The following is a 24455-nucleotide window of genomic DNA, read 5'->3' as shown; positions in this document are numbered from 1 at the left end:
GACCATGGGATGGAACGCAGCGCTTCGTACCGTCATTCTCGCTGTCATCGGCAATTCTTTCATGCGCCGCTTGGCCGAACGATACGGCATGAAGCTCGGAGCGAACCGTTTCGTGGCCGCCGAAGCGCTGGAGGAGACGATTGCCAAAGTTCGAAAGCTTAATGCCAGCGGATTTCTGGTGACTCTTGATTATTTAGGGGAAAGTGTAAAAGACCCCGAGCTCGCCAAGGAGGCGGCGGCGACAATCGGACACGTGATCGATGCCATTCGGCTCGAACGGCTGAATGCTAACGTTTCCGTCAAGCTGACGCAGCTCGGGCTGTCGATAGACCCGGTTCTTTGCGTCGAGCTGATGAGGCAATTATGCCGTCAGGCGAAGGCGTCGAACAATTTCGTCAGGATCGACATGGAGGACTCCAAGGTTACCCAGCTTACAATCGATGTATTCAAGCAGCTGCTGGCGGAGTTCGACACGAAGACAGTTGGGTTGGTCATACAATCGTATTTATATCGTTCGGATACGGATGTGGACGATTTGGGCCTGCTCGGCGCCAATCTTCGCATCGTGAAGGGCGCCTACCATGAGTCCGTCCAAGTGGTTTTCCCGCGCAAGACGGATGTCGACCGGAACTACTTGAAGCTGGCCAAAAGCCACTTAAGCAACGGCTGCTATACAGCGATCGCAACGCATGACAGAGCCATCATAGCCGACTTGAAAGAATTCGCCGATGGAATGAAAATATCAAAGCTCCGCTATGAATTCCAAATGCTGTACGGCGTTGCCGAGCAGCTGCAGCAGGAGCTTGTAGAGGAAGGGTACCGCGTTCGCATCTACACGCCGTTCGGCAAACAATGGTATCCTTATTTTACGAGGCGCATCGCCGAACGACCGGCGAATATGTGGTTTGTATTGCGTCAGCTGTTTGTAAAATAACAAGCCAACCGATACGGGTTGGTTTTTTTGTTTTATAGCAATCTATCAACATCGAACAGGTACTACTGCATATGGAGACTTCACATGGAATACCATGGAAGTCTCTGCGGTAAGCCGATTATTGTTTGCCCGATTCGTTGTTGCCGCCCTTCACGGATGGGCTATTATCCGCCATTCGCTCGCCGAATTGGTCGAGTCTCGACGGCTTTCCCGCTGGCCCGGTGTTCTTAGGATGATTATTGCGTCCAGTCATGTCGTAATCACCTCCATAAGGCTATTGTCCCGCATATGGTGTCGATTCATCCTACTGAAGGACGATTTTTATGGATATTTTTTGTCGAGGTGATGCTTTTTTTGGTAGATTCATGTATATTAAAGTGAAACATGTATTCTACCAAATAATGGGGAATGAGAGATGGCTTTTGACGGTATTATCTTCGGCTTGTTGTTTGGTTTTTTACGCAGAGGCAGCATTAAAAATTTTGCATCCATCCGTTTGAAATATGGTTGGATGTTTCCATTGCTGCTTTTGATTCAGATATTTGTTTTTGTGTTCCAAAGTAAGCTGGGTTGGCTGGAAGCAATCAGCAATTATACCTTTGCGGCGGTATACATAATTGGGTTTATTTTTTTGTGGATGAATCGCAAAGAAAGAGGATTTTTGCTCGTTCTGGCAGGTGCATTTCTCAATTTTCTCGTGATGATCGTCAATGGGGGAAGGATGCCCGTTTCCATAGAAGCCGCAGAAGTAGCTCTTGATCCCTTTTTTGTTGAAATATTGCGGCAAGGAATTACCTATGGCAAGCATACTGCGATGACTGCGCAAACCCATCTGACGTTCCTCGGGGACATCATTCCTCTGACGAAGCCTTATTATAAACAGCAAGTTATTAGTATTGGCGACGTCATCGAGAGTATTGGGATCATGATTTATATTCAAACCGTGATGCTAAGAGGCAAAAGCAGTCACAACCATGTGGCTGCCGCCAATCAAGCATAAATATTCATTCAATGGAGGTGAAAAAATGAAAACAGCTAAGAAAGTATTGTGGATTGCGATCAACCTGGTGATTGTCGCAAGTGCTGTTGTTGCTTTCACTTCGGGGTTCGAGCTTGGTTAATTGCAAAAACATATTGATTTTCATAGGTTTGGAAGTCAAAATGAAAGGAAGAAGTTTTTTCTTCCTTTCATTTTTTATTCCAAATACGGGAGTGTACTATGTTTAAGCCTAAGTCAATTTATATCACTCTTGTTTCTTTATTAGGGCTTTGTGCTTTCCTGTTTTATTTTGATTATCGCTCTCCCACAACAAATGATTGGGTTTGGATATATGCTCTTACTGGAGTTACGTTGATATTAAACTTTTTAAGATTTCATATTCCGCCTGACGGACACTCGCTTTCCATGAATTCGGCAGTTCACCTTGCTGTATTATTTGCATTCGGGTTGGAATACGCTTTGTGGACGCATCTTTTGAGTTCGATCCTTACCATATTTATCGTTCGAAGTCGAACGTGGTGGATGCATCTCAACAACTTCTCCAATTATTCGCTTGCCATAATTGGCGCTATGATCTGTTACAATTATCTCGACGGAATACCAGGAGATTTCCAATTAGATCATATAGGTTCATATTTACTGGCAATGACCGTATACTATGTAATCAATTCTATGATCATGAGTGTATATTTTAAGATTACCACCAAATTAAGTTTCACATCTATTATCGGGATGTTGTTGCGTGATGCTTCTGTAGCGTATATTAGTACTCTTCTGCTTGCATTGGTTTTAAATATTTTATTGCAAACATATGAGTTTTTTGGGTTAAGTTTATTTACAGGAATTACGGTGTTATTATCGTTCGGATTCCGTGAACTTTTCAAACTATATAGCGAAGTTTCTTTGAAAGCCATCAAAGACCAGCGGACGGGCCTCTTCAATCATGGATACTTTGAAGAGCTGCTGGAGAAGGAATTTCAACAGGCCAAGCAAGAAAATACAGCATTCAGCGTTGCGATCCTCGACCTTGATAATTTCAAAAGGTTTAACGACACATTCGGACATTTGCGCGGAGATAAGCTGCTTGAATTCGTAGCCGGGTTGCTGCAGAAGGAATGCAAGCCACATGGTTACATCGTCGCCAGGTACGGTGGGGAAGAATTCACGGTGCTGATGCCGAAGCGAACGGAGCTCGAAGCGTTCAGATTCATTAACGATATGCGCAAACGGCTGAACGATTCGGAATTTGAGGGCGCCGACATTTTCCCGCATGGCTGCGTGTCGTTCTCGGCCGGGGTGACGGAATTCCGAAGAGGCATTATGGACAAGTCGCAGCTGCTCGACAAGGCCGACCAAGCGCTGCACTACGCTAAGGCCCAAGGGAAAAATCTGGTTCACATCTATAACGAACAATCGGTCATTCAACAGATGATCGACATTGAACAGGACATCCGCGAGATCGAGCAGCAGCTCAGCATTTTTTTATCGAAGGACGTGTATACGTTCCAGCACAGCAAGCGGGTGTTCGGCTACGCGATCGACTTCTGTGAGTATTTACAGATGCCCGATGCGGAGAAGAAGATGTTCGTGCTCGGAGCGCTCATTCACGATATCGGCAAGCTCGAGGTTCCGAAGGAAATTTTGAGGAAGAAGAGCAAGCTGTCCGGCGAAGAATGGGAAACGGTGAAGAGACATGTCGAATGGGGGAAGGACATCGTCCTGGCGATGGAGAAGTACCGGGACCTTGCGCCGCTCGTCGAGCTTCATCATGAGCGTTACGACGGCGAAGGCTACCCGCAGCAGCTGCGCGGTGAAGATATCCCGAAGCTGGCCCGCATGCTCTGTATCGTCGACTCCTTCGATGCGATGACGACGGAGCGTCCGTACCAGAAAACCAAATCGTTCCTGGAGGCGATCGAGGAATTGAAGCGCTGCTCGGGAACGCAGTTCGATCCGGAGCTGGCGCAAGCGTTCATCGGCATGCTGGAGCTGAAGTATGCGTTTAAGCTGGAGGCCGCGGTTGCCCAGGGGAACTAACAGACACCGTAGCAAAAAAAACCTCGTACCGGACGAGCCGCAAGGGCTGCCCAGGGCACGAGGTTTACTTTATTTTACCCGATTAAGTTCTCCGGATTTAAGCCTTCGAGCTCCTTCAGCACAAATCGGCCGTCTTTGCGGATCAGAACGTCGTCGAACCAAATTTCGCCGCCGCCGTAATCCGGCCGCTGAATCAGCACCATATCCCAGTGCACGGAGGAACGGTTTCCGTTATCCGCAGTTTCATACGATTGGCCCGGCGTAAAGTGAATGCTGCCGTCGATCTTCTCGTCGAACAAAATATCTTTCATTGGATGCTTGATGTACGGGTTCACGCCTATCGCGAATTCGCCGATATAGCGAGCGCCTTCGTCCGCATCGAGAATATCGTTCAAGCGCTTCGTATTGCTGCCGGTCGCCTCGACGACTTTTCCGTTCTCAAAGCGGAGACGAATGTTATCGAACGATGTGCCGTCGTAGATCGTCGGCGTGTTATAGTGGATAACGCCATTAACGGAATTTTTGACCGGTGCCGTGTATACTTCGCCGTCTGGAATGTTTCGGTGTCCGGAGCATTTGACGGCTGGAATGCCCTTGATCGAGAACGTCAGATCAGTGCCTTCGGCGACTAAACGAACTTTATCGGTGCGTTCCATCAGCGCCTTGAGAGGATCCATCGCTTTGTCCATCTTGGCGTAATCAAGGTTGCATACCTGGAAGTAGAAATCCTCGAACGCTTCCGTGCTCGTGCTGGCCAGCTGCGCCATGGAAGGGCTCGGGTATCTCATTACGCACCACTTCGTATGGTTGATGCGCTGATCGAACACAGGGCGCTGATATACCCCGGTATACAGCTTCATCTGGGCTTCCGGCACATCGGACAACGTCGTTACATTTTCGCCTGACCGCACGGCGACATACGCCTGCATCTGCTTCATACGCGCCACTTCGAAGTCGGCCAGCTGCTGGAATTGCTCGCGAGTGCCGCCCATCGCCAAGGCGCGCGTGACGACCGGATCGCGGAGATCGACGAAAGGACGGCCGCCGACGGCATATACTTCTTCGACGAAGCATTTGACGATTTCCAAGTCCTTCAGTCCGATCATTTCGAGCAGTATGTTTTCCCCGGGCTGCAAATCGACCGAGTAGCGTATGATGTTGCGGGCAAATATCTGCAATCGCGGATCTCTCATGTACATTCACCTCAAAATAGAATGATCAGTCGGTTTTGTCTTTCTTTAAGCATTATAACGTATTCGAATGGGGAACGCTACAATCGTTTCAGTAAATGATGGCAGGCATTATACCGCGAAAAAAATGCTGCGCACGCCATGAACGTGAACGGAGGAGGAACGAGTATGGCTAAAGGAAACACATTGATGCCGTTCGGCTACGAGGTGGAGAAAGAGACGGCCAAGGGTACGCTGCTCGTTATCGGCATATTCGACGATCCCGAGGCTGAACATGTGCCCGAGCTGATCCGGCTTGGCGCCGAACGGTCGTTTCATAAGCTGGTGCTGCTGCCTCAGCATGAGGAGACGCTTCGGCGCATGAAGCTGCAAGCCGAGCTCCCTTACTATAAGCGGGTGCATGGGCTGAACGGCTGGCTCGAAGAGCATCAACCGCAGCTTCCGGTGCAAATCGACGAGTGGGAAGGGAAGCGTCAAAAATATACTCCCCTGGATACGCTGCTCCAATTCGCCGTAGATAAATATAAAGCGCCTCATTTTGTCGCTATGACCGATACGTATGCGAATGCGTTCGCTACCTACGCTTCGTTCGACGAGTGGATCCGCCGCGTTCGGCTGCTCGTCGTGACGAAGCCCGGCTTCGAGCCTCATCCGAAGCTGGCCGCCCGGGACAACCGCTGGGAAGCGGTGTATATGTAGAACAAGAAAGCCGCAGGAACGGTCTGCTGGGGACGTTCCGCGGCTCTTTTTATTTAAATCGGGTTAATTCCGTCAAATAACGGTCCGTTAACGAGGTAAGCAGGGAGATGCCGATTTCGTTCTGGCCGCCCTCGGGAATGATAATATCCGCATACTTCTTCGACGGCTCAATGAAGGCGTCGTGCATCGGTTTGACAGTCGTCAAATATTGCTCATAGACCGACTGCAGCGATCGGCCGCGGTCTTCGATATCCCTCACGATCCGGCGCAAAATTCTTACATCCGGATCCGTGTCCACAAACACCTTGATGTCGAGAGACTGGCGCAGCTGCTCGTCCGTCAGCACATGAATGCCCTCGATCAGCACGATCGGCTTAATTTCGATACGGACCGTCTGCGCGGACCGGCCGTGAACGGTGAAGTCGTACAGCGGGCTGTCGACCGGCCTCCCCTCGCGCAGCTCTTTCAAATGCTCCAGCAGCAGCGTATTATCGAATGCATTCGGATGATCGTAATTGATAAGCTCGCGTTCCTCCGCCGAAAGCTCGGAGTGATCGAGATAATAATTGTCCTGCGACAGCAGCGTAACGTTATCCGGACCAAGTTTATTCATAATGGAACGGGCGACGGACGTCTTCCCGGATCCAGTACCTCCGGCGATACCTATGACCAACATGATGAAAAGAGCCTCCCTGCGACAGCAAACGTTATTTCCGATTAGTGTAGCATACGGTGCGATGTTCGTCGAGAGAGGCCCATTCATAGACGGAGGTGCGGTTCGCGCGTTTGGGCGGAAACAAGAGCAGCTCCGGCGTATCGGCCGTGCCTTTCACGCCGATGTGCGTAGCCCCGGAAGGCAGGTCAAGACCGCGGAGAATGAGGCGGTTGCCGTCCGAACTCACGTGTGCCGGGAACAACTCCCGAACAACGTTCCCTGTCCGCGCGGCGAGCTGCAGTCCGCTTCCTGTGCTGTTTGTATGAACCGATGCGATACGTTTGTGAAAACACAGCTCTATTCCACCCCCGGCAAGGCGTCTTGCACCCATCAGACGCGGCGCTTCGTCGTACAGCGCGCCTCCGATGTGGTATTCGTAAGCGGTCCACGTCGAACAGCCAAGCGCGCCAGTCTCGCGAGCGAACTGCTCGAGCCAAGCCCTGGAGCGAATCATCGGTTTCGCCGAGCCAATGTCCGTTTGAATACCGATCGGCAGCGACGGGTGCGCATCGCGGATCGCCTGCACGAAAGGCCGATAGGTCCGGACGTATTCGGCGGGCAAAGCGGCGCGGCCCCAATCCGGCCAGTGCGTTTGCAAATAATGCAGGTCAGGCTTCACCTTCGCGATCATGGAGACGGCGTCGTTGCCCTGCAGTTCCCGCAGCTTGGCCGCCGAATCAGGACCGTCGTCGACAGCCAGCGTCCATGTCGCGATTCGAATGTCCGGCCTCGCTTCGCGTACGCCCCCGCAGCCGTTGAAGATTTCATCGACGTAATCATTGACGCCGTCGACGCGGAACTGCACCCATGCTTCATACAGCTCGGGTTGTTTGCGGTAATAGCGCGGAGACAGACGATTGCGGAATTCCGGAATGGCTGCTCCGTACGTACGCCGGAACGCCGCCGCCGCATGGGCGCCGACATCGCCGTAGGTGCCGGACTTCAGGCCGCCCCATTCCGGCAAATAGGGCTCTGCAATATGCAGGCCGTCAAACGGAATGCTGCGGACAAGCGCAGCGAGCGCCTGCTTCTTCCAAGCCACATAAGCGGGGCAGAAAGGGGAGAGGCGCGTATATCCGTCATTCACCGTCTTCAGCAGGCCCATTTGCCAGCCTTCCCACCCCGAGGGCAAATGAGCTGTCGTAAACGTACCGTTGCCCAGCGTCAAAGCCCAAACTTCCAGCCTGCAGCGGTGAAGCGCCCGAACAAGTTCGGCGTCAACATCGAATTCATTCGTTACGAATATATGGACGGCGCGGTACCCGGCAAGCTGCAGCTCGTCGGCTATGGAGTCCGGGGAGCGCTGCCGGTAATAGGGGAATGACGGATCGATCTGAATGGACGGAGTCATGCGGCCAGCCACCTTTTCTCTTATTGGCAACCTTTACTCCCATTATACGTCCATCCCAAACGAACATGAAAAAAGTGACAGGAGACCGGCTCCGTGCCACTTGTGCAATATGCCCTATTACCGAATTTGCTTTGGCTCCGTCACCGATTCCGACGCGATCTTGTTTTCCTGATCGGCCTGCTTCAGCTGGGTCATCGTCTGGAGGATCTCCTGGTGGTGACTTTCCGTATCGTGATGCTCGAGCTGAGTGATCGCTCCCGAGACTTCATGCTCAGCTTCCAGCAGTCGGGCCTTGGCGGCTTGCATCCGCTGCGGGTCCGAAGCGAGGTGCGCTTGCTGCAGCTCATAACGGGCATCGTCCGCTTTCGTAATGGCCTTCTTCGCCCGGTCCAGCGCGTGGCTTAAAGGCATTTGGTGCTGATCGACTTCTACCATACACATCCTCCTCGCATACGTATCGATTAATAATATGCGCGAATCCCGCATTTCCCATTCTTCATCGAATATTTCCCGGGCGAGCGCATGAATCGATACCGTATGGTGGCTTTCGACAATTGTCTGAAAATTACAAACGAAATTCATGTCGGGTCATCGTAGCTTTCGACAGCTTGTGACGCGAAGAGAATGCCTGGTCAACTATACAGCTTGATAAGCGTTGCTGCACAGTCGTTATTTTTCATTTCAAGCACATTAGAGGTATAATGGTTCGGGAGGTGTAGGGAATGTCGATCGGATTAGTGCTGGAAGGCGGCGGCATGCGGGGCGTCTACACGGCTGGAGCGCTGGATTATTTGATGGAGCGGCAATTATATTACCCTTATGTTATCGGTGTCTCGGCAGGCGCCTGCAACGCAGCCTCATATATTTCCAAACAAATCGGACGCAATCGCATCGTAACGATCGATTATGTGCGGGATCCGCGATATTTAAGCTATCGGAACCTGCTGCGGGAGAAGAGCATTTTCGGCATGAAGTTTATTTTCGACGAAATCCCGAATCGGCTCGTTCCGTTCGATTACGATACGTTTTACCATTCGGAGCAGCAGTTTGTCGTTGGGACGATGGACGCGCTGTCCGGCGAGCCGGTCTATTTCACAAAGGATGCGGCGGGCAAGGAGATGTTTGACATCGTGCAGGCGTCCAGCTCGCTTCCATTCATTTCCGTTCCTGTCGTACGCGACGGACGAGAGCTGCTCGACGGCGGCATCTGCGACCCGATTCCGATCCGCAAATCGATCGCCGACGGCAACGAGCGCAACGTTATTATTTTGACGCAGGTGAAATCGTACCGGAAGCGTCCGTTCCAGTGGGGATGGCTGGCCAGACGTGTGTATCCGAACTATCACGGTCTCATTAACGTAATGGAGCAGCGTCACAAAACGTACAACGAAACGCTTGACTATATAGATGAACTGGAGCGGACCGGGAAGGCGATCGTCATTCGTCCGTCCCTCGATCTCAAGGTCGGCAGAACCGAGAAAAATCCGGTCAAATTGACCGGATTGTACGAGCTCGGCTATCGTGATGCGCAGCGCCTGCAGCAATCGTTAGACAAATGGGCGTTGTAGTGGCAGGCTGCCTGAACAACCGATATGGCACTCATAATCTAAATGGACAGCGACCCTCAAAGTCGATGTCCATTTTGCATTTGCGCGCATACGAATGCGGTTCATCATAAATAATAGAGGGAGCAGCATATTGGAAGAAAACGGGGTGCCTGGCTACTCATGAAAAGCAATGATTCTCAGGTGAAGAAGCACAATATTGAGTTAAGCTGTACGGAAATCGGCGGGCTTTGGAGCATTTATTTTCAAGAGAGCATGACGGTTTGTTTCCTTAAATATTTTTTGCATCATCTTCAGGACGCGGAAATCCTTCCTTTAGCCGAGGAGTCCTTGCAAATATCTCTGGGACGATTGGACCATATCAAAAGCATATTTTTAGCGGAGAATTTTCCGATACCGGCGGGTTTTTCGGACGGTGACGTAAATTTAGCGGCTCCGCCGTTGTTTCACGATACGTTTGCCCTCAGTTTCATTTACATGATGAATCGTTTGGGCACGATCAATTACGCGTTTACAGCTTCTAACAATGTTAGGCTGGATGTACTGGATTTTTTTAATGAATGCATACATACTTCGACCGAGATGTTCGGCAAGGCGGTTAAACTGATGTTGGAAAAGGGCATTTACGACCGGCCGCCGAAAATGAACTATCCCCAAAAAATAGAGTTCGTACAAGAGGTTTCTTTCCTCGACGGAATGCTGGGCAAGAAGCGGCCTTTGAATGCCATTGAATTGTCCGAAATGTTCTTCAATATTGAAAGAAATTACTTCTCGATTATCGTGATGCTTGGCTTCGCACAGGTTTTAGAGGACAAAAAGCTTAAGGATTTCGTGACTAGAGGAAGAAAAATAAGCGAGCAGCAAGTGAAGCTGTTTAACGATCTGCTCTTGGAAGAAGACCTGCTCGGAACGGTGACCGTAAGTATGGAAGTCACTGCATCGACGGTATCGCCTTTTTCCGAAAAACTGATCATGTTCATGATCAATGTTCTGAACGCTGTTGATATTGTGCTGATTTCACACGCTCTGGCACTATCCATGCGGGCTGACCTCATAGCTCAATACACCAAAATTATCGGTGAAGTAATGGCATACGCCAAAGACGCTTTTGATATCGTAGTGGAGCGGAAATGGCTGGAGCAGCCTCCTCTTGTGACTGACCGGCAACAGCTTCTGAAATCGTAAATGAAAAAATGTTTGCAAATGAAAGTTGACTGTTGTAATATTCCTATTGATAAATAAATAGCAAACGGGGGCTCGATGAAGTCGGGCTGAGATTGTGGCCGAATGTCACTGACCGGATCTGATCTGGGTAATGCCAGCGTAGAGAATAAGCGAACGGCTGTTCAACCGTGCGGAATCTTATTCCGTGCGGTTTTTATTTTTTGCGCGTGCAGGTCGGAGCTATTTTCAATGGAGGAGAGAAACAGATGAAGATGTGGGGAATCAAGAGCGTTATGGTGCTTGGCGCAGTCGCCATGCTGGCGGCAGGCTGCGGCAACGGCGGAGCCGGTCAAGCGCAGAGCGGTGCGCAGCCGCAGGCGGGATCTCAAGCCCAGGCGCCTGCAGGGAAGAAAACAACGAATGTCAAAGTCGTGCTCGACTGGACGCCGAATACGAACCATACGGGCTTGTATGCGGCAAAGGACCTCGGCTATTATGAGCAGGAAGGGCTCAACGTAGAAATCGTGCAGCCTGGCCAGGCGGGCGCCGACACGATGGTGGCAACCGGCGATGCGCAATTCGGGGTCTCTTATCAGGAGGCGGTCACACAGGCGCGCATTCAGAATGTGCCCCTCGTTTCGATCGCCGCCGTGATTCAGCACAATACGTCGGGCTTTGCATCGCCGGCGGCCAAGAACATTACGTCGCCGAAAGATTTCGAGGGCAAAACGTACGGAGGCTGGGGCTCCCCTGTCGAAAATGCGATGATCGAGTCGCTGATGCAGACAGAGAAGGCCGATCCGTCGAAAGTGAAGATCGTAAATATCGGCGAGGCCGATTATTTCACGGCAGTGAAGAAGGACGTCGATTTTGCCTGGATTTATTATGCGTGGACGGGAATTGACGCCGAGCTGCGCGGCGAGCCGATGAACATGCTGTACCTCACCAAGTATTCCGACAAGCTCGATTACTATACCCCGGTTCTCGTTACGAACGAGAATCAAATCAAGAGCGATCCGGAGCTTGTGAAGGCGTTCATGCGCGCTACGGCCAAGGGCTATCAATATGCCATCGAGAAGCCGGACGAAGCGGCGGATCTGCTGGTGAAGGCCGTCCCGGATCTCGATCCGAAGCTGGTAAAAGCGAGCCAAAAGTGGCTCAGCACCCGCTATCAGGACGACGCACCGCGCTGGGGCGAGCAGAAGAAATCGGTTTGGGAAAATTACGCCGCTTGGATGCTCGAGCACAAGCTGCTGGAGAAGAAGCTGGACGCCGACAAAGCGTTCACGAACGAATTCCTGCCTGCGGCAGCCAAGTAATCAAGTCGGATTCGGGAAGGTGTAGGAGATGGCCAACGCACTCGTAAGCATTCAAATTATACCGAAGACGCCGGGTGGCGCCGATGTGATTCCGTACGTGGACCGTGCGATCGACGTCATTGAGGAAGCGGGCGTAAAGTATCTGGTCGGTCCTCTGGAGACGACGATGGAAGGGGAGCTCGACGTCCTGCTCGACGTTGTGAAGCGGATGAACGCGGCGATGATCGAGATGGGCTGTCCGAACGTGATCTCCCAGATGAAAATTTACTACAATCCGACCGGCGCTTCGATCGACCGGTTGATTGAGAAATACCGATGAACACCGGGTCGACCTGGTGGGAACGAGGATGGCCGCCGGTGGCGGTTGTCCTCGTTTTGCTGCTTGTATGGGAAGGCGGCGTCCGGATCAGCGGCGTCGAGCCGTTCGTGCTCCCGTCTCCGACACGAATCGCCTCGGACGCTATTGCCGTTTGGCCGCGCGTCTGGCTGCATACGTTAGCGACGCTGCGCATTACGCTGATCGGCTTTGCGGCAGGCGTTGCCGCCGGTGTTGCCTTGGCGGTCGCGATGCATATGAGCCGCCGGGTGAAGACGGGCATGTATCCGCTGCTCGTCATTTCGCAGAACATCCACCCTGCCGCGCTCGGACCGCTGCTTATGATTTGGTTCGGCTTCGGGCTGACGCCGAAAATTATTGTCATCGCCCTAGTCTGCTTTTTTCCGGTCGTCGTCGCCCTCACGGATGGGCTGACGCAGACGGACCGGACGATGCTCGATTATTTGCGCATGCTGGGAGCGACGAAAGGGCAGCTGTTCCGCAAGCTGGAGCTGCCGCACGCGCTGCCGTCGCTGTTCTCAGGGCTGAAGATCGCAGCGACCTACAGCGTGATGGGAGCCGTTATCGCGGAATGGCTCGGCGGGGATAAAGGGCTCGGGTATTTCATCCAGTTTTCCCGCAATCAGTTTGCGACATCGCGAGTATTTGCGGCATTAATAATCATTATCGTTCTTAGTTTCGCTTTGTTCGGGATCATCGCTTTGCTGGAGAGGGTGCTCCTTCGGCATCGACGGCGCGGGTTGAAGGGGGAGATGCCGTAATGCTGCTGGACATATCGGACGTACATGTGAGCTTCCCTGCTTCTCGCGGCACAGATCGCGAAGTTAAAGTGCTGGACGGCGTTTCGCTGCACGTTGGACAAGGCGAGTTCGTTGCCGTGCTCGGTCCTTCGGGCAGCGGAAAGACGACGCTGTTCCGGCTTGCGGGCGGGCTGCTTCGTCCGGTTCGAGGTTCGATACGGCTCAATGGCGCAGACATTACGGGCAAGCCGGGACATATCGGCTATATGCCTCAGCAGCCTGCGCTCCTGCCATGGAGAACCGTACTTGAAAACTCGCTGCTCGCGGCGGAAATCGCCGGGTCCGAACGGCAGACGGCGGAACGGCAAGCTCGCGAATGGCTGCAGCGCGCGGGGCTCGCAGGGTATGAGCACGCCTACCCCGATGAGCTGTCCGGCGGCATGCAGCAGCGTGTCTCGTTCGTGAGAGCACTGCTAGGGCCGCAGCTGCTGCTGGGACTTGACGAGCCGTTCGGTGCGCTGGATGCGATGACGCGGCTGGAGATGCAGCTTTGGCTTGGCGACCTGTGGCAGGAGAGCGGACGTTCGGTGCTGCTTGTCACGCACAGTATAGAGGAAGCGCTGCTGCTGGCGGACCGCATTTATGTGCTGTCGGCCAAGCCGACGCGAGTCATTGCCGAGATGGAGGTTCCATGGGAAAGGCCTCGCCGCGAAGAGCTGCTGGCCGATCCTGCATTCGCCCGGCTGAAGCTGCAGCTGTATCAGGCGATGAGAAATCAGGCGGGAGGAGGTTGAACGTGGTGGCGGAACGGCTTCTCATGATTGACACCCACATTCATTTGGATATATATGATCCGCATCAGCGGGAAGAGCTGCTGCAGGAATGTTTCGAACATAAGGAAGTCACCAACGTGATTGCAGTTTCCATGCACATGGCCTCATGCCTGGTGAACAAACGGCTGGCTGCCAGCAATCCCCAATTCATCCGTCCCGCTTACGGGTATCATCCCGAGCAGACGCCTCTTCAGGAGAAAGAGCTGCAAGAGCTGCTCGTATGGATTCGCCGACACGCAGACGAGGCAGTCGCAATCGGTGAAGTGGGGCTGCCTTACTATAGCAGGCAAGAAGCTGCCGACCGCGGCGAGCCGTTCGATCAGGAGCCGTATATCGCGATGCTCCAGCGCTTCGTTGCGCTTGCGGACGAGCTCGATAAGCCGATTGTGCTGCACGCTGTATATGAGGATGCGGATATCGCCTGCCGTTTGCTCGCTAATTATCCGCGAGTCCGGGCCCATTTTCACTGGTTCAAAGGCTCTATGGAGACGGTTCGGCTGATGGCGCAGCGCGGCTATATGATCTCGGTAACACCTGACGTGCTGTATGAAGAAGAGATTCGCGAGCTCGTCCGGCTGTACCCGCTGGAGCTCATCATGACGGAAACCGACGGACCTTGGCCGTTCGAGGGGCCGTTTCAAGGAAAGCCGACCCGCCCGCACATGATGCGGGAATCGATCGCTGTCATCGCCGGCCTCAAAGGGCTGAGCGTGGAGGAGACGGCGCAGCGTCTGTATGACAATGCCAGTCGATTTTACCGTCTGAATTCGTAACACGAAGAAGCCTCCCAAACCGGGTAGCCGGAACAGGGAGGCTTCTGCTGCGTTGTAATGCTTACGATTCGATGATTTCGTCGAGCGACGAATCCGATTCGTTCGCGGCTTTGGCTACTTCTCGGTCAATTTCGCTCTCTCCGCCCTGGAGCTGCTGTACGGCGTCCGCTTGCTGGGACAGCGCCTCCTCAATTTGGCCGATGCCGTGAGCTTCCTGGTGGTTGCGGCTCGTTGTCATGGGGATCCCTCCGAAACATGTTGGACTGGTAAGACTCTCTTAGGATGGATAGCGAACCGGCAAAATATGTGGTAGAATACACCTTACATAGACACCGCCATCCAAACACAAACATCTCTCGTGGTGTTTGTGTTTTTTGCCTATCGGGGAGGAAGAGACACGTGATCATTGCCCGCAACATTACGAAGACGTACAAGCCTGACCCTAAGGAAGTTCTCTCGAAAGTAAGCCTGCAGATCGACGACGGCGAGTTCGTCGCGATCGTCGGCGGTAGCGGAAGCGGAAAGACGACGCTGCTGCGCTGCTTGTCGCTGCAGGACGAGTGGGACAGCGGCCAGCTCATTGTGAACGGCAAGGATGCAGGCAAGCTTGGCTCGATCGGCAAATGGGGAGTGCGCAGACGTTGGGTGTTCATTGAAGAGAAGCCGACGCTCGATTTACATGCAACCGCATTGAAAAATGTAGCGCGAAGTCTCCTGTTTCATTCTCCGATACGCGCTGTCGCCGGACTTGTGTCCAAGAACGAGCATATGGAAGCGATGGACTATTTGGAACGAGTCGGACTGCTCGACAAGGCACATCAGAAAGCCGGCCAGCTAAGCGGCGGAGAACGGCAGCGCATTGCCGTCGCCAAGGCGCTCGTCCAGGGCGCGACGATGATTTTCGCCGACGAGCCGGTATCGGGGCTGGATCCGACATCAGCGGAGAGCGTGATGCGCGACCTGAAGGCCATCGGGAAGAGAGAGCAAATTACGATCGTCGCTACGCTGCATCGCCTCGATTTGGCGGAGCGGTATGCTACTCGTATCCTCGGTGTCCGGGAAGGGCGAGTCGTCGTCGACATACCCGGAAGGGCTCTGGACGAACGCGAGAGAGGGCTGATCTTCGGATGACAACCGGACTTTCTCGCTGCGGCTGGGTGAATGACGACCCGCTGTACATCAAATACCACGATGAAGAATGGGGCGTGCCGGTGCGGGACGACCTGAAGCTGTTCGAGATGCTCAACCTCGAGGGAGCGCAAGCCGGTCTTAGCTGGTATACGATTTTGCGTAAGCGCGATAATTACCGCCGAGCTTTCGATAACTTCGACCCGGCGCTCATCGCGCAATACGACGATGCCAAAATAGAAAGCCTGCTGCAGGACGAGGGCATCGTCCGCAACAGGCTGAAGGTGCATGCGGTCGTTACGAATGCGAAAGCGTATATGCAGTTGAAGGACGAGCTTGGTTCTTTCAGCGATTATTTGTGGGGCTTCGTCGGCGGGGAACAGCAGCACTGCCCGCGGCCCACTTTACAGGCTGTGCCCGCGAAGACTCCGGAATCGGACCGCATGAGCAAGGAGCTGAAGAAGCGCGGCTTCAAGTTCGTCGGGTCGACGATCTGCTACGCCTTCATGCAGGCGACGGGCATGGTCGACGATCACGTCGATACGTGCTTCAAAGCTCAGAGCAGATGATTCGCAGCGTAAATCAAGGTCCCTAACGCCGCCGCCAACACGCCGTATGCAATGCCGAACATCCAGCGGGTGCGGACGGGAACTTCATAGTAACGGTCGTTCACATGCGGCGAGAATTCCATTTTTGAAGTGATGGAAAGCTCCTGAGTGTCGTCATGCCGGTTACAGCCAACCGCCTCTACTTTGTGAATGACCGCTTGGTTCGGCATAATCCGTTCCGCATGGTCGATATAACCTTCCCATGTATAACGGACCGTTTGCTCCCCGGTCGATAGATCCGACCATGTTGTGAACGACAGTTCCCTGCGGTGATGCTGGCCGGGGAAAGGCAGGCCTTGTTCATACAACGAAGCATACGGCACCATAACCGTGTTCAGCTGGATCAATTGTTGATCCGGCTTTAGCCGTTTGCGGACGAATTTCTGGTACAGGTCCCATGCGAACATCACCCAAAGCAGCACGAATATCCAGCTTCCCGGCCTGCTCGGACTGAACAGATCGATGATGACGACTAATCCGGCAATAAGTCCGACCAGCCACAGCCATCTCGTTACCGCCGTCGAAATGCGTCCGCCGTCCAGAGGATGGATCGGCAGGAGGTTAATGAGATTGAGCATAAATCCAACGTTCGCCAAAGATATCAGCAATCGGTTATCGAGCATAACTCCGGCCGCCAGGAATAGTACGGCTCCAATCGTACCCAGCAGCGGTCCCCCAAATGCGATATACGCTTCCGTAGCCGCGTCGCGCGGATGACGTTTCATCGCGATCAAGGCCCCGATGAACGGAATGAAGATCGGGGCCGATACCGGAAGTCCTTTTTGCTTGGCTGCAATGCTGTGGCCTAGCTCGTGGATGAGGATGAGTACGACGAAGCCGATCGCGAACGGCAGCGGATACGCGATGGCATACGCCCCGACGGATACAAGCATCGTGAGCAAAGTACCTCCGACTTTACTGAATTTCAGCAGCCCGGCTATGCTCTTCAGTTTTGTTACGATAAAGAGGAGAACAGCGGTCCATGCCCACTTGGGTCCTCCAGGTTTTCGACTGGTTGCCATTTGGCGAGCCTCCCATTCTAGTCACTCCAATACACATGCAGTATATACGAAGGAAGAGGCTTGGAAGTCGCAAACTAAACGCAAACATGTTATCATATGGGTTACAGGAAGTAAGCAGATAGCGGGGGGGAATTGCGATGAACGTAGCCGAGGTTCAATTGGTTCAGCTGTCCCGGACAGGCGACAGAGCGGCGTTTCGAGAGCTTGTCGAGCTCTACAAAGATAAGATTCACCGGCTTGCATACCGCATGCTGCACGACCGTCACGATTCCGAAGATGTGGTGCAGGAAACGTTCATGAGGGTGTACATGAATTTGAATCATTACGACGAGAATCAGAAGTTTTCGACGTGGATTTACCGCATCGGCAAAAACTTGTGCATCGACCTGCTGCGCAAGAAGAAGGTTGACCATTCGCTTGACGCAGGGCTGAATGACGATCTCGAGAAGCCGTTCTACGAGAAGCTTCCCAGCACGGACGAATCGCCGGAAAGCAAGCTGATTCTCAGCGAAATGCAGGAGCAAATGCGCCGAGTCATCGATAAGCTGTCCGATAAGTACAAACAGGTCGTAACGCTGTACTATTTGCATGAGCTGTCCTTGCAAGAAATCAGCGATTTGCTGGGGATGCCGGTAACGACCGTGAAGAGCCGCCTGCACCGCGGCAGGGAGCAGCTGCGCAAGAAGTGGGGAATCATGTTTGCCGTCAGCACCGTTATGTTTATTTGCGGGATGGTAACCGGATGAATAGCGAGCAGCTTCTGCGGCAGGTCGAGCTGGTCCGTGCGATAACGCTTACAGCCTTCGATCATCTGGATGAAGAGCTGGCGGACCGGCAGCCTGCCGGTTTCCCGAACAATATTCGCTGGAATTTGGGGCATATCTTGATTACGCAGGAGCAGCTTGCGACTCACTTTGCCGGTATGGAGCCGCAGCTGCCCCCGGAATACCTTCGATGGTTCGGCAACAAGACGAAACCGTCCGATTGGACGGAGACTACCCCGACGCTGCAGGAATTAAAACATAGATTACAGATACAGACCGCTTACATATGCGATAAGCTCGGACCGCGTCTGGACGATCCGGCCTTGAAGCCGTTCGTCCGGCTAGGCAGGGAAATGACGACTATCGGCGAAGTGCTGACGCACAGCTTGTATCATGAAGGCCTTCATCAGGGAGCGATTCTGGGGCTCCGCAAAGCAATTGCCGCCCGGAACGGATAAGGAGAGGAGATTAACCGTGTCGAAGAAGCAGGGGAAGCCGAAGCTCAGCTACAGTGAGCGAAAGAAAATCGAGGAGCAAAAGCAGCGAAAGTCTATGCAGCGGCTAATCTGGATCACCATAGCCGTCGTGGCGGTCATAGTCGGGCTGATCTGGCTGGCGCCGGGACAGAACGGTGGCGGACAAGCCGCTAACATTTCGACGGAAGGCTTGCCGGTCACAGGAAACTCGGACGCTCCGGTAAAAATTATCGAATACGGGGATTTCAAGTGCCCGTCCTGTCAATATTTTACCCAGCAAATTTATCCGAAGTTAAAAGCCGACTACATCGACAAAGGGGAAGTCGCCCTGTATTTCGCGAATTTCCCGTTCATCGGCAAGGACTCTTTCACCGCCGCTTATGCCGCTCAAGCCGTCTACCGTCAGAACAGCGAAGCGTTCTGGCCGTTCTACAAATCGATTTATGACAACCAGAGGGACGAGCGGACCGCTTGGGCAACCAGCGAATACCTTGTCGAGCTCGCGTCCAAGGCGAATCTCGGCATTAATCTGGAGCAGCTCAAGAAAGATATTGACGGCGAAACGTATAAGTCTGAGGTTCAGAAGCAGTATAACAGCGGGGTATCGAATGGCGTCAACAGCACGCCGACCTTGTTCGTAAATGGCGTTAAATTCGATAAATTCTCCGATTACAACGCCTTGAAGCAGCTGATCGAGCAGCAAAAGGGAGCGAAGTAAGCCGTGAGCTATGTGCTTGACGTCACACGCCGCTTCGGGCTGTATTTTGCCTGGATCGTCGCCGTTGTCGCAATGCTGGGAAGCTTGTATTTCAGCGAAATACTCCGGTTTGAGCCCTGCAAGCTGTGCTGGCTGCAGCGCATTTGCATGTACCCGCTGTCGCTCCTGCTCGGGATTGCCGCATACCGAGGCGAACGAAGCATTGTATCGTATGCGATGCCCCTTGCGATTATTGGCGGACTCATCTCTCTGTGGCATACGCTCGAGCAAAAAATACCGGCGCTGGCCGAGCTTGCGCCCTGCACGATTGGCGTACCCTGCAACGAAGATTATTTGGACGGCTTCGTGACCATTCCGATGCTGGCATTAATTGCATTTATCTTGATTATTATTTTTCTTGCGATAGGCAGGAACGAACCGGCAGACGAATGAACGTAGATCGAGACGGGAGACGGGGGGCGCACCATGAACGAAAACTTCATTCGGATTAAATCGCTTGAGGGCGAGCTGAAGATGTCGCATAAGAAGCATGAGTTCGGCTTGACCGTCTCGACAATGGAATTCGTTCTGCAGAAGCCCCACGTTAACTATCACGTCCGTCTGGCGGACATTACCGGCATCGTTCCGTTCGAAGTAAAGGGAACTCAGACGATGACGTTTACAAGCCGCAACGCGGCAAGCAATGAAATCATGACGGTGGCGATCGGCCCGCAGCACTACCGTTTCTTCGTCAAAGAAGCGATCGTCCATAACCGAAGCGGCATATTCACGTTAGGCCGTGCGCAGTTCATCATGCCGGTTTTGCCGGACCTCTTGGCCGTTATTTCCCGTTATGCGGGAATGCATGGGCTGCAGACGGAATAACAGAAGAACGGAGGGCGGATAACGATATGTTAAGCTCGATTCCGGACCATATCCGCAGCGGACTGTCGATTTTGTTCGTCGGCTACAATCCGAGTCTTCGATCCGGTGAAACCGGCCACCATTATGCGAACCCGAGCAATCGGTTTTACCGACTTTTATATGCATCCGGTTTGACGGATCGGCTGTATACGCCTAGCGAGGATGGCGATCTGCTCGAGCTTGGGTACGGCTTTACGAATATCGTCTCGCGTCCGACAAAGACCGCAGATGAGATTACGAAGGAAGAATATGAACAAGGCCGGCAAACGCTTCGGGAGAAAATCGAAGCGTACCGGCCTTATATCGTATGCTTTGTCGGCAAAGGGGTTTACGAGCAGTATAGCGGACGGCGAAACGTAGGGTGGGGCTTTCAGACGGAGCCTGTCGTTCCGGGAGTCAAGGAGTTCGTCGCGCCTTCTTCCAGCGGCCTTGTGCGGATGAAGCTGGAGGAGATGGCGGATATATTCCGGCAGCTGCGCAAAGCATTGGACGCTAAGGTATAAAACTGCCGGCAGCCGCGCATCGTACTAGGGATTGCCGATGAAGGAGGGCGAACCCAGCGTGATGAATCCGATGAACAACAGCAGTGCATTCAACCGAAGCGGAACCGGTTCTCAGCTTCAGCAGACCGATCCACAAATCCAGATGACGCTTACGCAAGCGGGTGTCAGCAATTTCTCGCAGCAGCTCATGATGACGGAGCAAATGCTCCAGCAGGTCATGACGCGGCTGCACTATGCACAAAATCAAGTCCAGGTGCAGGCGCAGGGTCAGCTTCGCGAGCTTCAACAACTGGAGCAGCAGATCGCGCAGACGCTGCAGCAATTTCAGATCGTTTCCCGCGCCGCTCAGGCACAGCCTACCGTATTGATGTAACGCCGGCAGTACAGCAAGAAGCCCCGGAACTTGATCGTTCCGGGGCTTCTATGTATGCTTGCTCAGGAATCGGCAGAAGCGATCTCCGACAGCTTCGCCAGCACGTCGGCAACGAGGCGTTCCGCATCTTCCGGTCTGCCGACGACGTCGGTCTTGTCCATATCGACAACTAAAACTTCGGATGCGTCGTAATAATTCATAACCCAATCGTCATAGCCCGACCACAATGTACGGTAATATTCCACTAGCGCCGGGTCCTGCTCGAAGCTGCGTCCGCGCAGGCCGATACGGTGAAGGACGGTTTCGAACGAGCCTTTCAGATATACCATAAGGTCGGGGGCTTTCTTCGGAAGCTCGGCCAGCTCTGCCATCATATTGGCGGCCAAATTTTCGTAGATGGAAAACTCCAGGTCGCTGATTCTGCCGAGATCCCGGTTCACCTTCGCAAAATACCAATCCTCATAGATGCTCCGGTCGAGAACGTTGTGCCGATTGCCGAGCGCCTGCTTGATCGCGCGAAACCGTGTATCCAAAAAGTATAGCTGGAGAAGGAACGGGTAGCGCTTGCGCTCAATTTCTTCTTCCGAAGCCGTATAAAATAAAGGCAATATCGGATTTTCCTCTACGCTTTCAAAGAAAACTTCGCTGTTCAGCTTGTCGCCGATCAGCGTGGCTACCGACGTCTTGCCCAGTCCAATCATCCCACCGACAACGATCACTGCCATGCTTCCCCTTTCCCTTCAGCCAAAATTCGACAACAGCTGAATTATTATAGCAGGAAAGGGGCGAGTTGGCGATGGGTATAACAGGAATAATACGAACTTTTGAAAGCAAGCTTCATTAGCTGCCGAATGACGCTTCAAAGCGTTCGATCCGCTCCGACAGGTCGGCGGGAAGAGGGGTACTCTTCTGGAGTGTGCTGTCGAAATAAACCATTGTACTTGAGCCTGTGCTGACGACAGCGCCGCTATCCCGGTTGATCAGCACATATTCCATGTCCAGGGAGGACGTTCCGATGCGCGATACGCGTACGAAGATGTCGATTTCGTCGGCGAAGTAAGCCTGTGAGCGATAATTGACCGACTGGGCGGCCAGAACGAACGTTTTGCCATCGTCAGCGCTGCGCTCCCGTCCGAACAAGCCGAGTCCGCTGGAATACTCGGTACGTGCCTGCTCCATGAAGATGACGGTCGTTACGTGGCTCATATGGCCGTTAGCGTCCGTTTCGCAGAAGCGCACCTTCGCGCTGCTGCGGAAACGAAAAGCGGTCAAATCGACTTCAGATGTCATGGAGGCATCACCTCAACGATACGAATTAGCTGACCGATTGAATCGGGGCCGGTTCTTTAATGAAAACGAACATCGAAATGAACAGCAGCAAGGCTGCGACGGACAAGACGATGCCAAGCACCGGGCGCTTGCGAACGATTTGCATAAAGCCGATGCTGAACAGCGATCCGCTGACCAGCACGCCAAGCAGAATTAGGACGAACGACGACATAGAAATCTTCCTTTCTCGATAGGGCGGTCGTACATGATTTTTGTTCACGACTATACTATAATAGCAACAGAAAGGGGAGTAACGCCAATGTGCGCACATCATAGGATATCGGGCTGTACAGACGGGGGGCGCAACATTCGATGACCCGCCGCATTGTTATAGAAGCCGTTTTATTAACAACTTACGGGCAATTGCTCGTTCCGGGCAAGCCCGTGGAGTATTTAATTCCTTATTCAACGGTTATGGAGCTGTACGATATGCGGGACAGCGGCGAGGCCGTCATGCCCGACCCGCGCGAGGACGAACACGTCAAGAAAAAGATCGCCGAGCTCATCGCCTTCTTCGAGGATTCGTTCAACAAGAAGAAGCTGGAGCGCTCGCTCACGCTTCCATGGAAGAAGAGTCCGCCGTTTCCGATTAACGAGCATGTGACGCTTACGGTCGTTAACGCCGTTGATAACGCTTATTTCGGCGAAGCGTTCGATCCGGTGGAGACGGAGCTGCTGCTGACGGCCATGCAGGAGAATGTCGCTCTGCTGACGGATCAGCTTGATTTTCTGGACAAGTGTTACGAAGCGGGCGTAGGCGTGCTGCTGTTCGATATCGAAGATTTCGAGCTTGCGCTGGAAGACGATTTGAAAGTATAGCTCGACGTTTAGTTGTCGATTGCCTCGGCCATCGTCTTGTCCGTCAAGTGCGCGTAAATTTGCGTCGTTTCCGGCGAGGCGTGCCCGAGCTGCTCTTGCGTTTTATACAAGTCATTGCGTAAATAATAATCGGTCGCGAACGAGTGGCGCAGCTTGTGAACGGACAAGTACGGCTTGCCGAAGCGCTTGGCGTATTTTACGACCATCTCTTGGATCGCCCGCTTCGTCATTCGTTCGCCTTCCTTCTTGCCGTTGGCAATCGCCAGGAACAGCGCCTTCTCCCGTTTGGACGGCTTGTACTGCGGCTGGCGGCGCTCCAGGTAAGCTTCGAGATGCTCCAAGGCGTCCTGGCGAAAATAAACCGGCGTCTTGAACGTATCGTCTTTTCCTTTGCGATGTACATAGAGCAGCTTCTTCTTCAGGTCGATATCGTCGATATTCATGTTGACGACCTCGGACACGCGCAGGCCGGAATTCAGAATGAGACTGACCAGACAGACGTCGCGCTGCCAGTTCATCTCATACGCATACAGCGCTTGCTTGTTCGTGGCGACCTCATGCGGATAGACGGATTTAATATAATCGATGAATTCGAAAATTTCCTGCTCCTGCAGCAGCTTGCCTTCGAGCTTGGCAGCGGTATCTTTCGGTTTCTGCGAGCGCTTGATTTCGATCTTGGCCATCACGTTGCGTTTGAGCAGCGGATAATAATTCTCGTCTTCGGCGATCTGGCTTAAGTAATGAAACAGTGAGCGCATGGACGAGAGCTTGCGGGTGATCGTCGTTCGCGTGTTGGCTTGTTCTTTGCGGGTGGCCAGGTGCATCCGGAACCGGTCGATGTCGTCCGTCCGCAGCAGCTCCAGCGCCGTGATCGGGATATCCCGAATGGCCGGGCCTTCGGCCAAGCCTTCCGCCAGCAGCCAGCCGAAGAACGTTTCGTAATCGCGTATGTATTCAAGCAGCGAGGAAGGCGAGAGGTCCGGCAGCTTATATTGGATGAAACGGTCGACGTACCACGGCATGGCGGGCAGCCGGCGCTCCAGCTCGGCACGGTCTTTTTGTTTAATTACATTCATTGCGTTACACCTCCAGTACTAGTAAGTATAGCACAAGGAAACAATCGTAGGGAGCCGCTTGGAAGGCTATTGAAGGGAA

General features: G+C 53.2%; 32 protein-coding genes. 21 read left to right on the top strand and 11 right to left on the bottom strand.

Annotated features, from left to right (window positions below; translation table 11 throughout):
• Positions 1 to 4: 4 nt before the first annotated feature.
• The gene (locus tag ACFFK0_RS30205; RefSeq protein ID WP_377475086.1) at positions 5 to 934 is read left to right on the top strand and encodes a proline dehydrogenase family protein; all 930 of its coding nucleotides are present in this window, start codon (positions 5 to 7) and stop codon (positions 932 to 934) included.
• Positions 935 to 1052: 118 nt separating this feature from the next.
• Here ACFFK0_RS30205 and ACFFK0_RS30200 read toward each other — a convergent pair whose 3' ends face one another.
• Positions 1053 to 1187, bottom strand: coding sequence for a hypothetical protein (locus tag ACFFK0_RS30200; protein WP_377475084.1), 135 nt, complete (start codon positions 1185 to 1187; stop codon positions 1053 to 1055).
• A 162-nt stretch (positions 1188 to 1349) separates the two neighbouring features.
• Between ACFFK0_RS30200 and ACFFK0_RS30195 the strand changes: the two genes are divergently transcribed.
• Together ACFFK0_RS30195 and ACFFK0_RS30190 are read left to right on the top strand one after the other, a co-directional pair.
• Positions 1350 to 1934, top strand: a complete 585-nt coding sequence (locus ACFFK0_RS30195) for a DUF5317 domain-containing protein (protein WP_377475082.1) — start codon at positions 1350 to 1352, stop codon at positions 1932 to 1934.
• Positions 1935 to 2837: 903 nt separating this feature from the next.
• Positions 2838 to 3971 carry a diguanylate cyclase gene (locus ACFFK0_RS30190; RefSeq protein WP_377475080.1) on the top strand — a complete coding sequence of 378 codons (1134 nt, stop codon included), beginning with the start codon at positions 2838 to 2840 and terminating at the stop codon, positions 3969 to 3971.
• Between the two features lie 74 nt (positions 3972 to 4045).
• Here the strand turns inward: ACFFK0_RS30190 and ACFFK0_RS30185 are convergent, their stop codons facing one another.
• Positions 4046 to 5164 (bottom strand): aminopeptidase, encoded by a 1119-nt coding sequence (locus ACFFK0_RS30185; protein WP_377475078.1) that lies wholly within the window; start codon positions 5162 to 5164, stop codon positions 4046 to 4048.
• A gap of 165 nt (positions 5165 to 5329) precedes the next feature.
• On the opposite strand from ACFFK0_RS30185, the gene ACFFK0_RS30180 reads away from it, so the two are divergent.
• Positions 5330 to 5860, top strand: coding sequence for a hypothetical protein (locus ACFFK0_RS30180; RefSeq protein WP_377475077.1), 531 nt, complete (start codon positions 5330 to 5332; stop codon positions 5858 to 5860).
• Positions 5861 to 5909: 49 nt separating this feature from the next.
• On the opposite strand, the gene udk is transcribed toward ACFFK0_RS30180, so the two are convergent.
• From udk to ACFFK0_RS30165, 3 genes are all read right to left on the bottom strand, one after another.
• Positions 5910 to 6536, bottom strand: coding sequence for a uridine kinase (udk, locus tag ACFFK0_RS30175; RefSeq protein ID WP_377475075.1), 627 nt, complete (start codon positions 6534 to 6536; stop codon positions 5910 to 5912).
• Between the two features lie 31 nt (positions 6537 to 6567).
• A complete protein-coding gene (locus ACFFK0_RS30170) occupies positions 6568 to 7926 on the bottom strand; it encodes an N-acyl-D-glucosamine 2-epimerase (protein ID WP_377475073.1) in 1359 nt (452 codons plus the stop codon).
• A 117-nt stretch (positions 7927 to 8043) separates the two neighbouring features.
• The gene (locus tag ACFFK0_RS30165; RefSeq protein ID WP_377475071.1) at positions 8044 to 8508 is read right to left on the bottom strand and encodes a hypothetical protein; all 465 of its coding nucleotides are present in this window, start codon (positions 8506 to 8508) and stop codon (positions 8044 to 8046) included.
• Positions 8509 to 8648: 140 nt separating this feature from the next.
• Between ACFFK0_RS30165 and ACFFK0_RS30160 the strand changes: the two genes are divergently transcribed.
• The 7 genes from ACFFK0_RS30160 to ACFFK0_RS30130 all read left to right on the top strand — a co-directional run bounded on the left by ACFFK0_RS30160 (position 8649) and on the right by ACFFK0_RS30130 (position 14657).
• On the top strand, positions 8649 to 9494 hold the full coding sequence (locus tag ACFFK0_RS30160; RefSeq protein WP_377475069.1) for a patatin-like phospholipase family protein: 846 nt from the start codon (positions 8649 to 8651) through the stop codon (positions 9492 to 9494).
• A gap of 159 nt (positions 9495 to 9653) precedes the next feature.
• The gene (locus tag ACFFK0_RS30155) at positions 9654 to 10676 is read left to right on the top strand and encodes a DUF3231 family protein (RefSeq protein WP_377475067.1); all 1023 of its coding nucleotides are present in this window, start codon (positions 9654 to 9656) and stop codon (positions 10674 to 10676) included.
• Positions 10677 to 10921: 245 nt separating this feature from the next.
• Positions 10922 to 11974, top strand: a complete 1053-nt coding sequence (locus tag ACFFK0_RS30150) for an ABC transporter substrate-binding protein (protein WP_377475066.1) — start codon at positions 10922 to 10924, stop codon at positions 11972 to 11974.
• Between the two features lie 28 nt (positions 11975 to 12002).
• Positions 12003 to 12293: a thiamine-binding protein gene (locus ACFFK0_RS30145; protein ID WP_377475064.1), complete on the top strand. Its 291-nt coding sequence runs from the start codon at positions 12003 to 12005 to the stop codon at positions 12291 to 12293.
• On the top strand, positions 12290 to 13072 hold the full coding sequence (locus ACFFK0_RS30140; protein ID WP_377475062.1) for an ABC transporter permease: 783 nt from the start codon (positions 12290 to 12292) through the stop codon (positions 13070 to 13072). Before ACFFK0_RS30145 ends, ACFFK0_RS30140 begins: the two co-directional genes overlap by 4 nt.
• Entirely contained in the window at positions 13072 to 13845 is a 774-nt protein-coding gene (locus ACFFK0_RS30135) for an ABC transporter ATP-binding protein (RefSeq protein WP_377475060.1), read from the top strand. The genes ACFFK0_RS30140 and ACFFK0_RS30135 overlap by 1 nt, the downstream gene beginning before the upstream one ends.
• Before the next feature lie 5 nt (positions 13846 to 13850).
• Positions 13851 to 14657, top strand: coding sequence for a TatD family hydrolase (locus tag ACFFK0_RS30130; protein ID WP_377475058.1), 807 nt, complete (start codon positions 13851 to 13853; stop codon positions 14655 to 14657).
• Between the two features lie 61 nt (positions 14658 to 14718).
• Here ACFFK0_RS30130 and ACFFK0_RS30125 read toward each other — a convergent pair whose 3' ends face one another.
• Positions 14719 to 14895 (bottom strand): hypothetical protein, encoded by a 177-nt coding sequence (locus ACFFK0_RS30125; protein WP_377475056.1) that lies wholly within the window; start codon positions 14893 to 14895, stop codon positions 14719 to 14721.
• A 161-nt stretch (positions 14896 to 15056) separates the two neighbouring features.
• Between ACFFK0_RS30125 and ACFFK0_RS30120 the strand changes: the two genes are divergently transcribed.
• Together ACFFK0_RS30120 and ACFFK0_RS30115 are read left to right on the top strand one after the other, a co-directional pair.
• On the top strand, positions 15057 to 15788 hold the full coding sequence (locus tag ACFFK0_RS30120; RefSeq protein ID WP_377475055.1) for a phosphonate ABC transporter ATP-binding protein: 732 nt from the start codon (positions 15057 to 15059) through the stop codon (positions 15786 to 15788).
• Positions 15785 to 16354 (top strand): DNA-3-methyladenine glycosylase I, encoded by a 570-nt coding sequence (locus ACFFK0_RS30115; RefSeq protein ID WP_377475053.1) that lies wholly within the window; start codon positions 15785 to 15787, stop codon positions 16352 to 16354. The genes ACFFK0_RS30120 and ACFFK0_RS30115 overlap by 4 nt, the downstream gene beginning before the upstream one ends.
• Here ACFFK0_RS30115 and ACFFK0_RS30110 read toward each other — a convergent pair.
• Complete coding sequence (locus tag ACFFK0_RS30110; RefSeq protein WP_377475052.1) at positions 16342 to 17415, bottom strand: site-2 protease family protein; 1074 nt, start codon at positions 17413 to 17415, stop codon at positions 16342 to 16344. The two genes, ACFFK0_RS30115 and ACFFK0_RS30110, sit on opposite strands and share 13 nt — an antisense overlap.
• Positions 17416 to 17552: 137 nt before the next feature.
• Here ACFFK0_RS30110 and sigW point away from each other — a divergent pair, with 137 nt between their 5' ends.
• From sigW to ACFFK0_RS30075, 7 genes are read left to right on the top strand one after another with little or no spacing between them, the layout of a single operon-like run.
• The gene (sigW, locus tag ACFFK0_RS30105) at positions 17553 to 18161 is read left to right on the top strand and encodes an RNA polymerase sigma factor SigW (RefSeq protein WP_377475050.1); all 609 of its coding nucleotides are present in this window, start codon (positions 17553 to 17555) and stop codon (positions 18159 to 18161) included.
• Positions 18158 to 18637 (top strand): DinB family protein, encoded by a 480-nt coding sequence (locus tag ACFFK0_RS30100; protein WP_377475048.1) that lies wholly within the window; start codon positions 18158 to 18160, stop codon positions 18635 to 18637. Before sigW ends, ACFFK0_RS30100 begins: the two co-directional genes overlap by 4 nt.
• Positions 18638 to 18653: 16 nt before the next feature.
• Complete coding sequence (locus ACFFK0_RS30095) at positions 18654 to 19373, top strand: DsbA family protein (protein WP_377475047.1); 720 nt, start codon at positions 18654 to 18656, stop codon at positions 19371 to 19373.
• A 12-nt stretch (positions 19374 to 19385) separates the two neighbouring features.
• Entirely contained in the window at positions 19386 to 19805 is a 420-nt protein-coding gene (locus ACFFK0_RS30090; RefSeq protein ID WP_377475165.1) for a disulfide oxidoreductase, read from the top strand.
• Between the two features lie 33 nt (positions 19806 to 19838).
• On the top strand, positions 19839 to 20237 hold the full coding sequence (locus ACFFK0_RS30085; RefSeq protein ID WP_377475045.1) for a hypothetical protein: 399 nt from the start codon (positions 19839 to 19841) through the stop codon (positions 20235 to 20237).
• 26 nt (positions 20238 to 20263) lie between these two features.
• Positions 20264 to 20779, top strand: coding sequence for a mismatch-specific DNA-glycosylase (locus tag ACFFK0_RS30080; RefSeq protein WP_377475043.1), 516 nt, complete (start codon positions 20264 to 20266; stop codon positions 20777 to 20779).
• Positions 20780 to 20837: 58 nt separating this feature from the next.
• Complete coding sequence (locus ACFFK0_RS30075) at positions 20838 to 21152, top strand: hypothetical protein (protein ID WP_377475041.1); 315 nt, start codon at positions 20838 to 20840, stop codon at positions 21150 to 21152.
• A 62-nt stretch (positions 21153 to 21214) separates the two neighbouring features.
• On the opposite strand, the gene ACFFK0_RS30070 is transcribed toward ACFFK0_RS30075, so the two are convergent.
• From ACFFK0_RS30070 to ACFFK0_RS30060, 3 genes are all read right to left on the bottom strand, one after another.
• Positions 21215 to 21877, bottom strand: a complete 663-nt coding sequence (locus tag ACFFK0_RS30070; RefSeq protein ID WP_377475040.1) for a deoxynucleoside kinase — start codon at positions 21875 to 21877, stop codon at positions 21215 to 21217.
• A 115-nt stretch (positions 21878 to 21992) separates the two neighbouring features.
• Positions 21993 to 22442, bottom strand: a complete 450-nt coding sequence (locus tag ACFFK0_RS30065) for an acyl-CoA thioesterase (RefSeq protein ID WP_377475038.1) — start codon at positions 22440 to 22442, stop codon at positions 21993 to 21995.
• Between the two features lie 25 nt (positions 22443 to 22467).
• Entirely contained in the window at positions 22468 to 22653 is a 186-nt protein-coding gene (locus ACFFK0_RS30060; protein ID WP_377475036.1) for a hypothetical protein, read from the bottom strand.
• A gap of 140 nt (positions 22654 to 22793) precedes the next feature.
• Between ACFFK0_RS30060 and ACFFK0_RS30055 the strand changes: the two genes are divergently transcribed.
• Positions 22794 to 23300, top strand: coding sequence for an ADP-heptose synthase (locus ACFFK0_RS30055; RefSeq protein ID WP_377475034.1), 507 nt, complete (start codon positions 22794 to 22796; stop codon positions 23298 to 23300).
• Positions 23301 to 23308: 8 nt separating this feature from the next.
• Here ACFFK0_RS30055 and xerS read toward each other — a convergent pair whose 3' ends face one another.
• The gene (gene xerS / locus ACFFK0_RS30050) at positions 23309 to 24376 is read right to left on the bottom strand and encodes a tyrosine recombinase XerS (RefSeq protein ID WP_377475032.1); all 1068 of its coding nucleotides are present in this window, start codon (positions 24374 to 24376) and stop codon (positions 23309 to 23311) included.
• Positions 24377 to 24455 lie beyond the last annotated feature (79 nt).

The sequence above is a fragment of the Paenibacillus chartarius genome (assembly GCF_042432825.1).
Lineage (GTDB): Bacteria > Bacillota > Bacilli > Paenibacillales > NBRC-103111 > Gordoniibacillus > Gordoniibacillus chartarius.
Note: the sequence above shows the minus strand (reverse complement) of the source record. Positions and strands in the feature narration are given on the sequence as shown.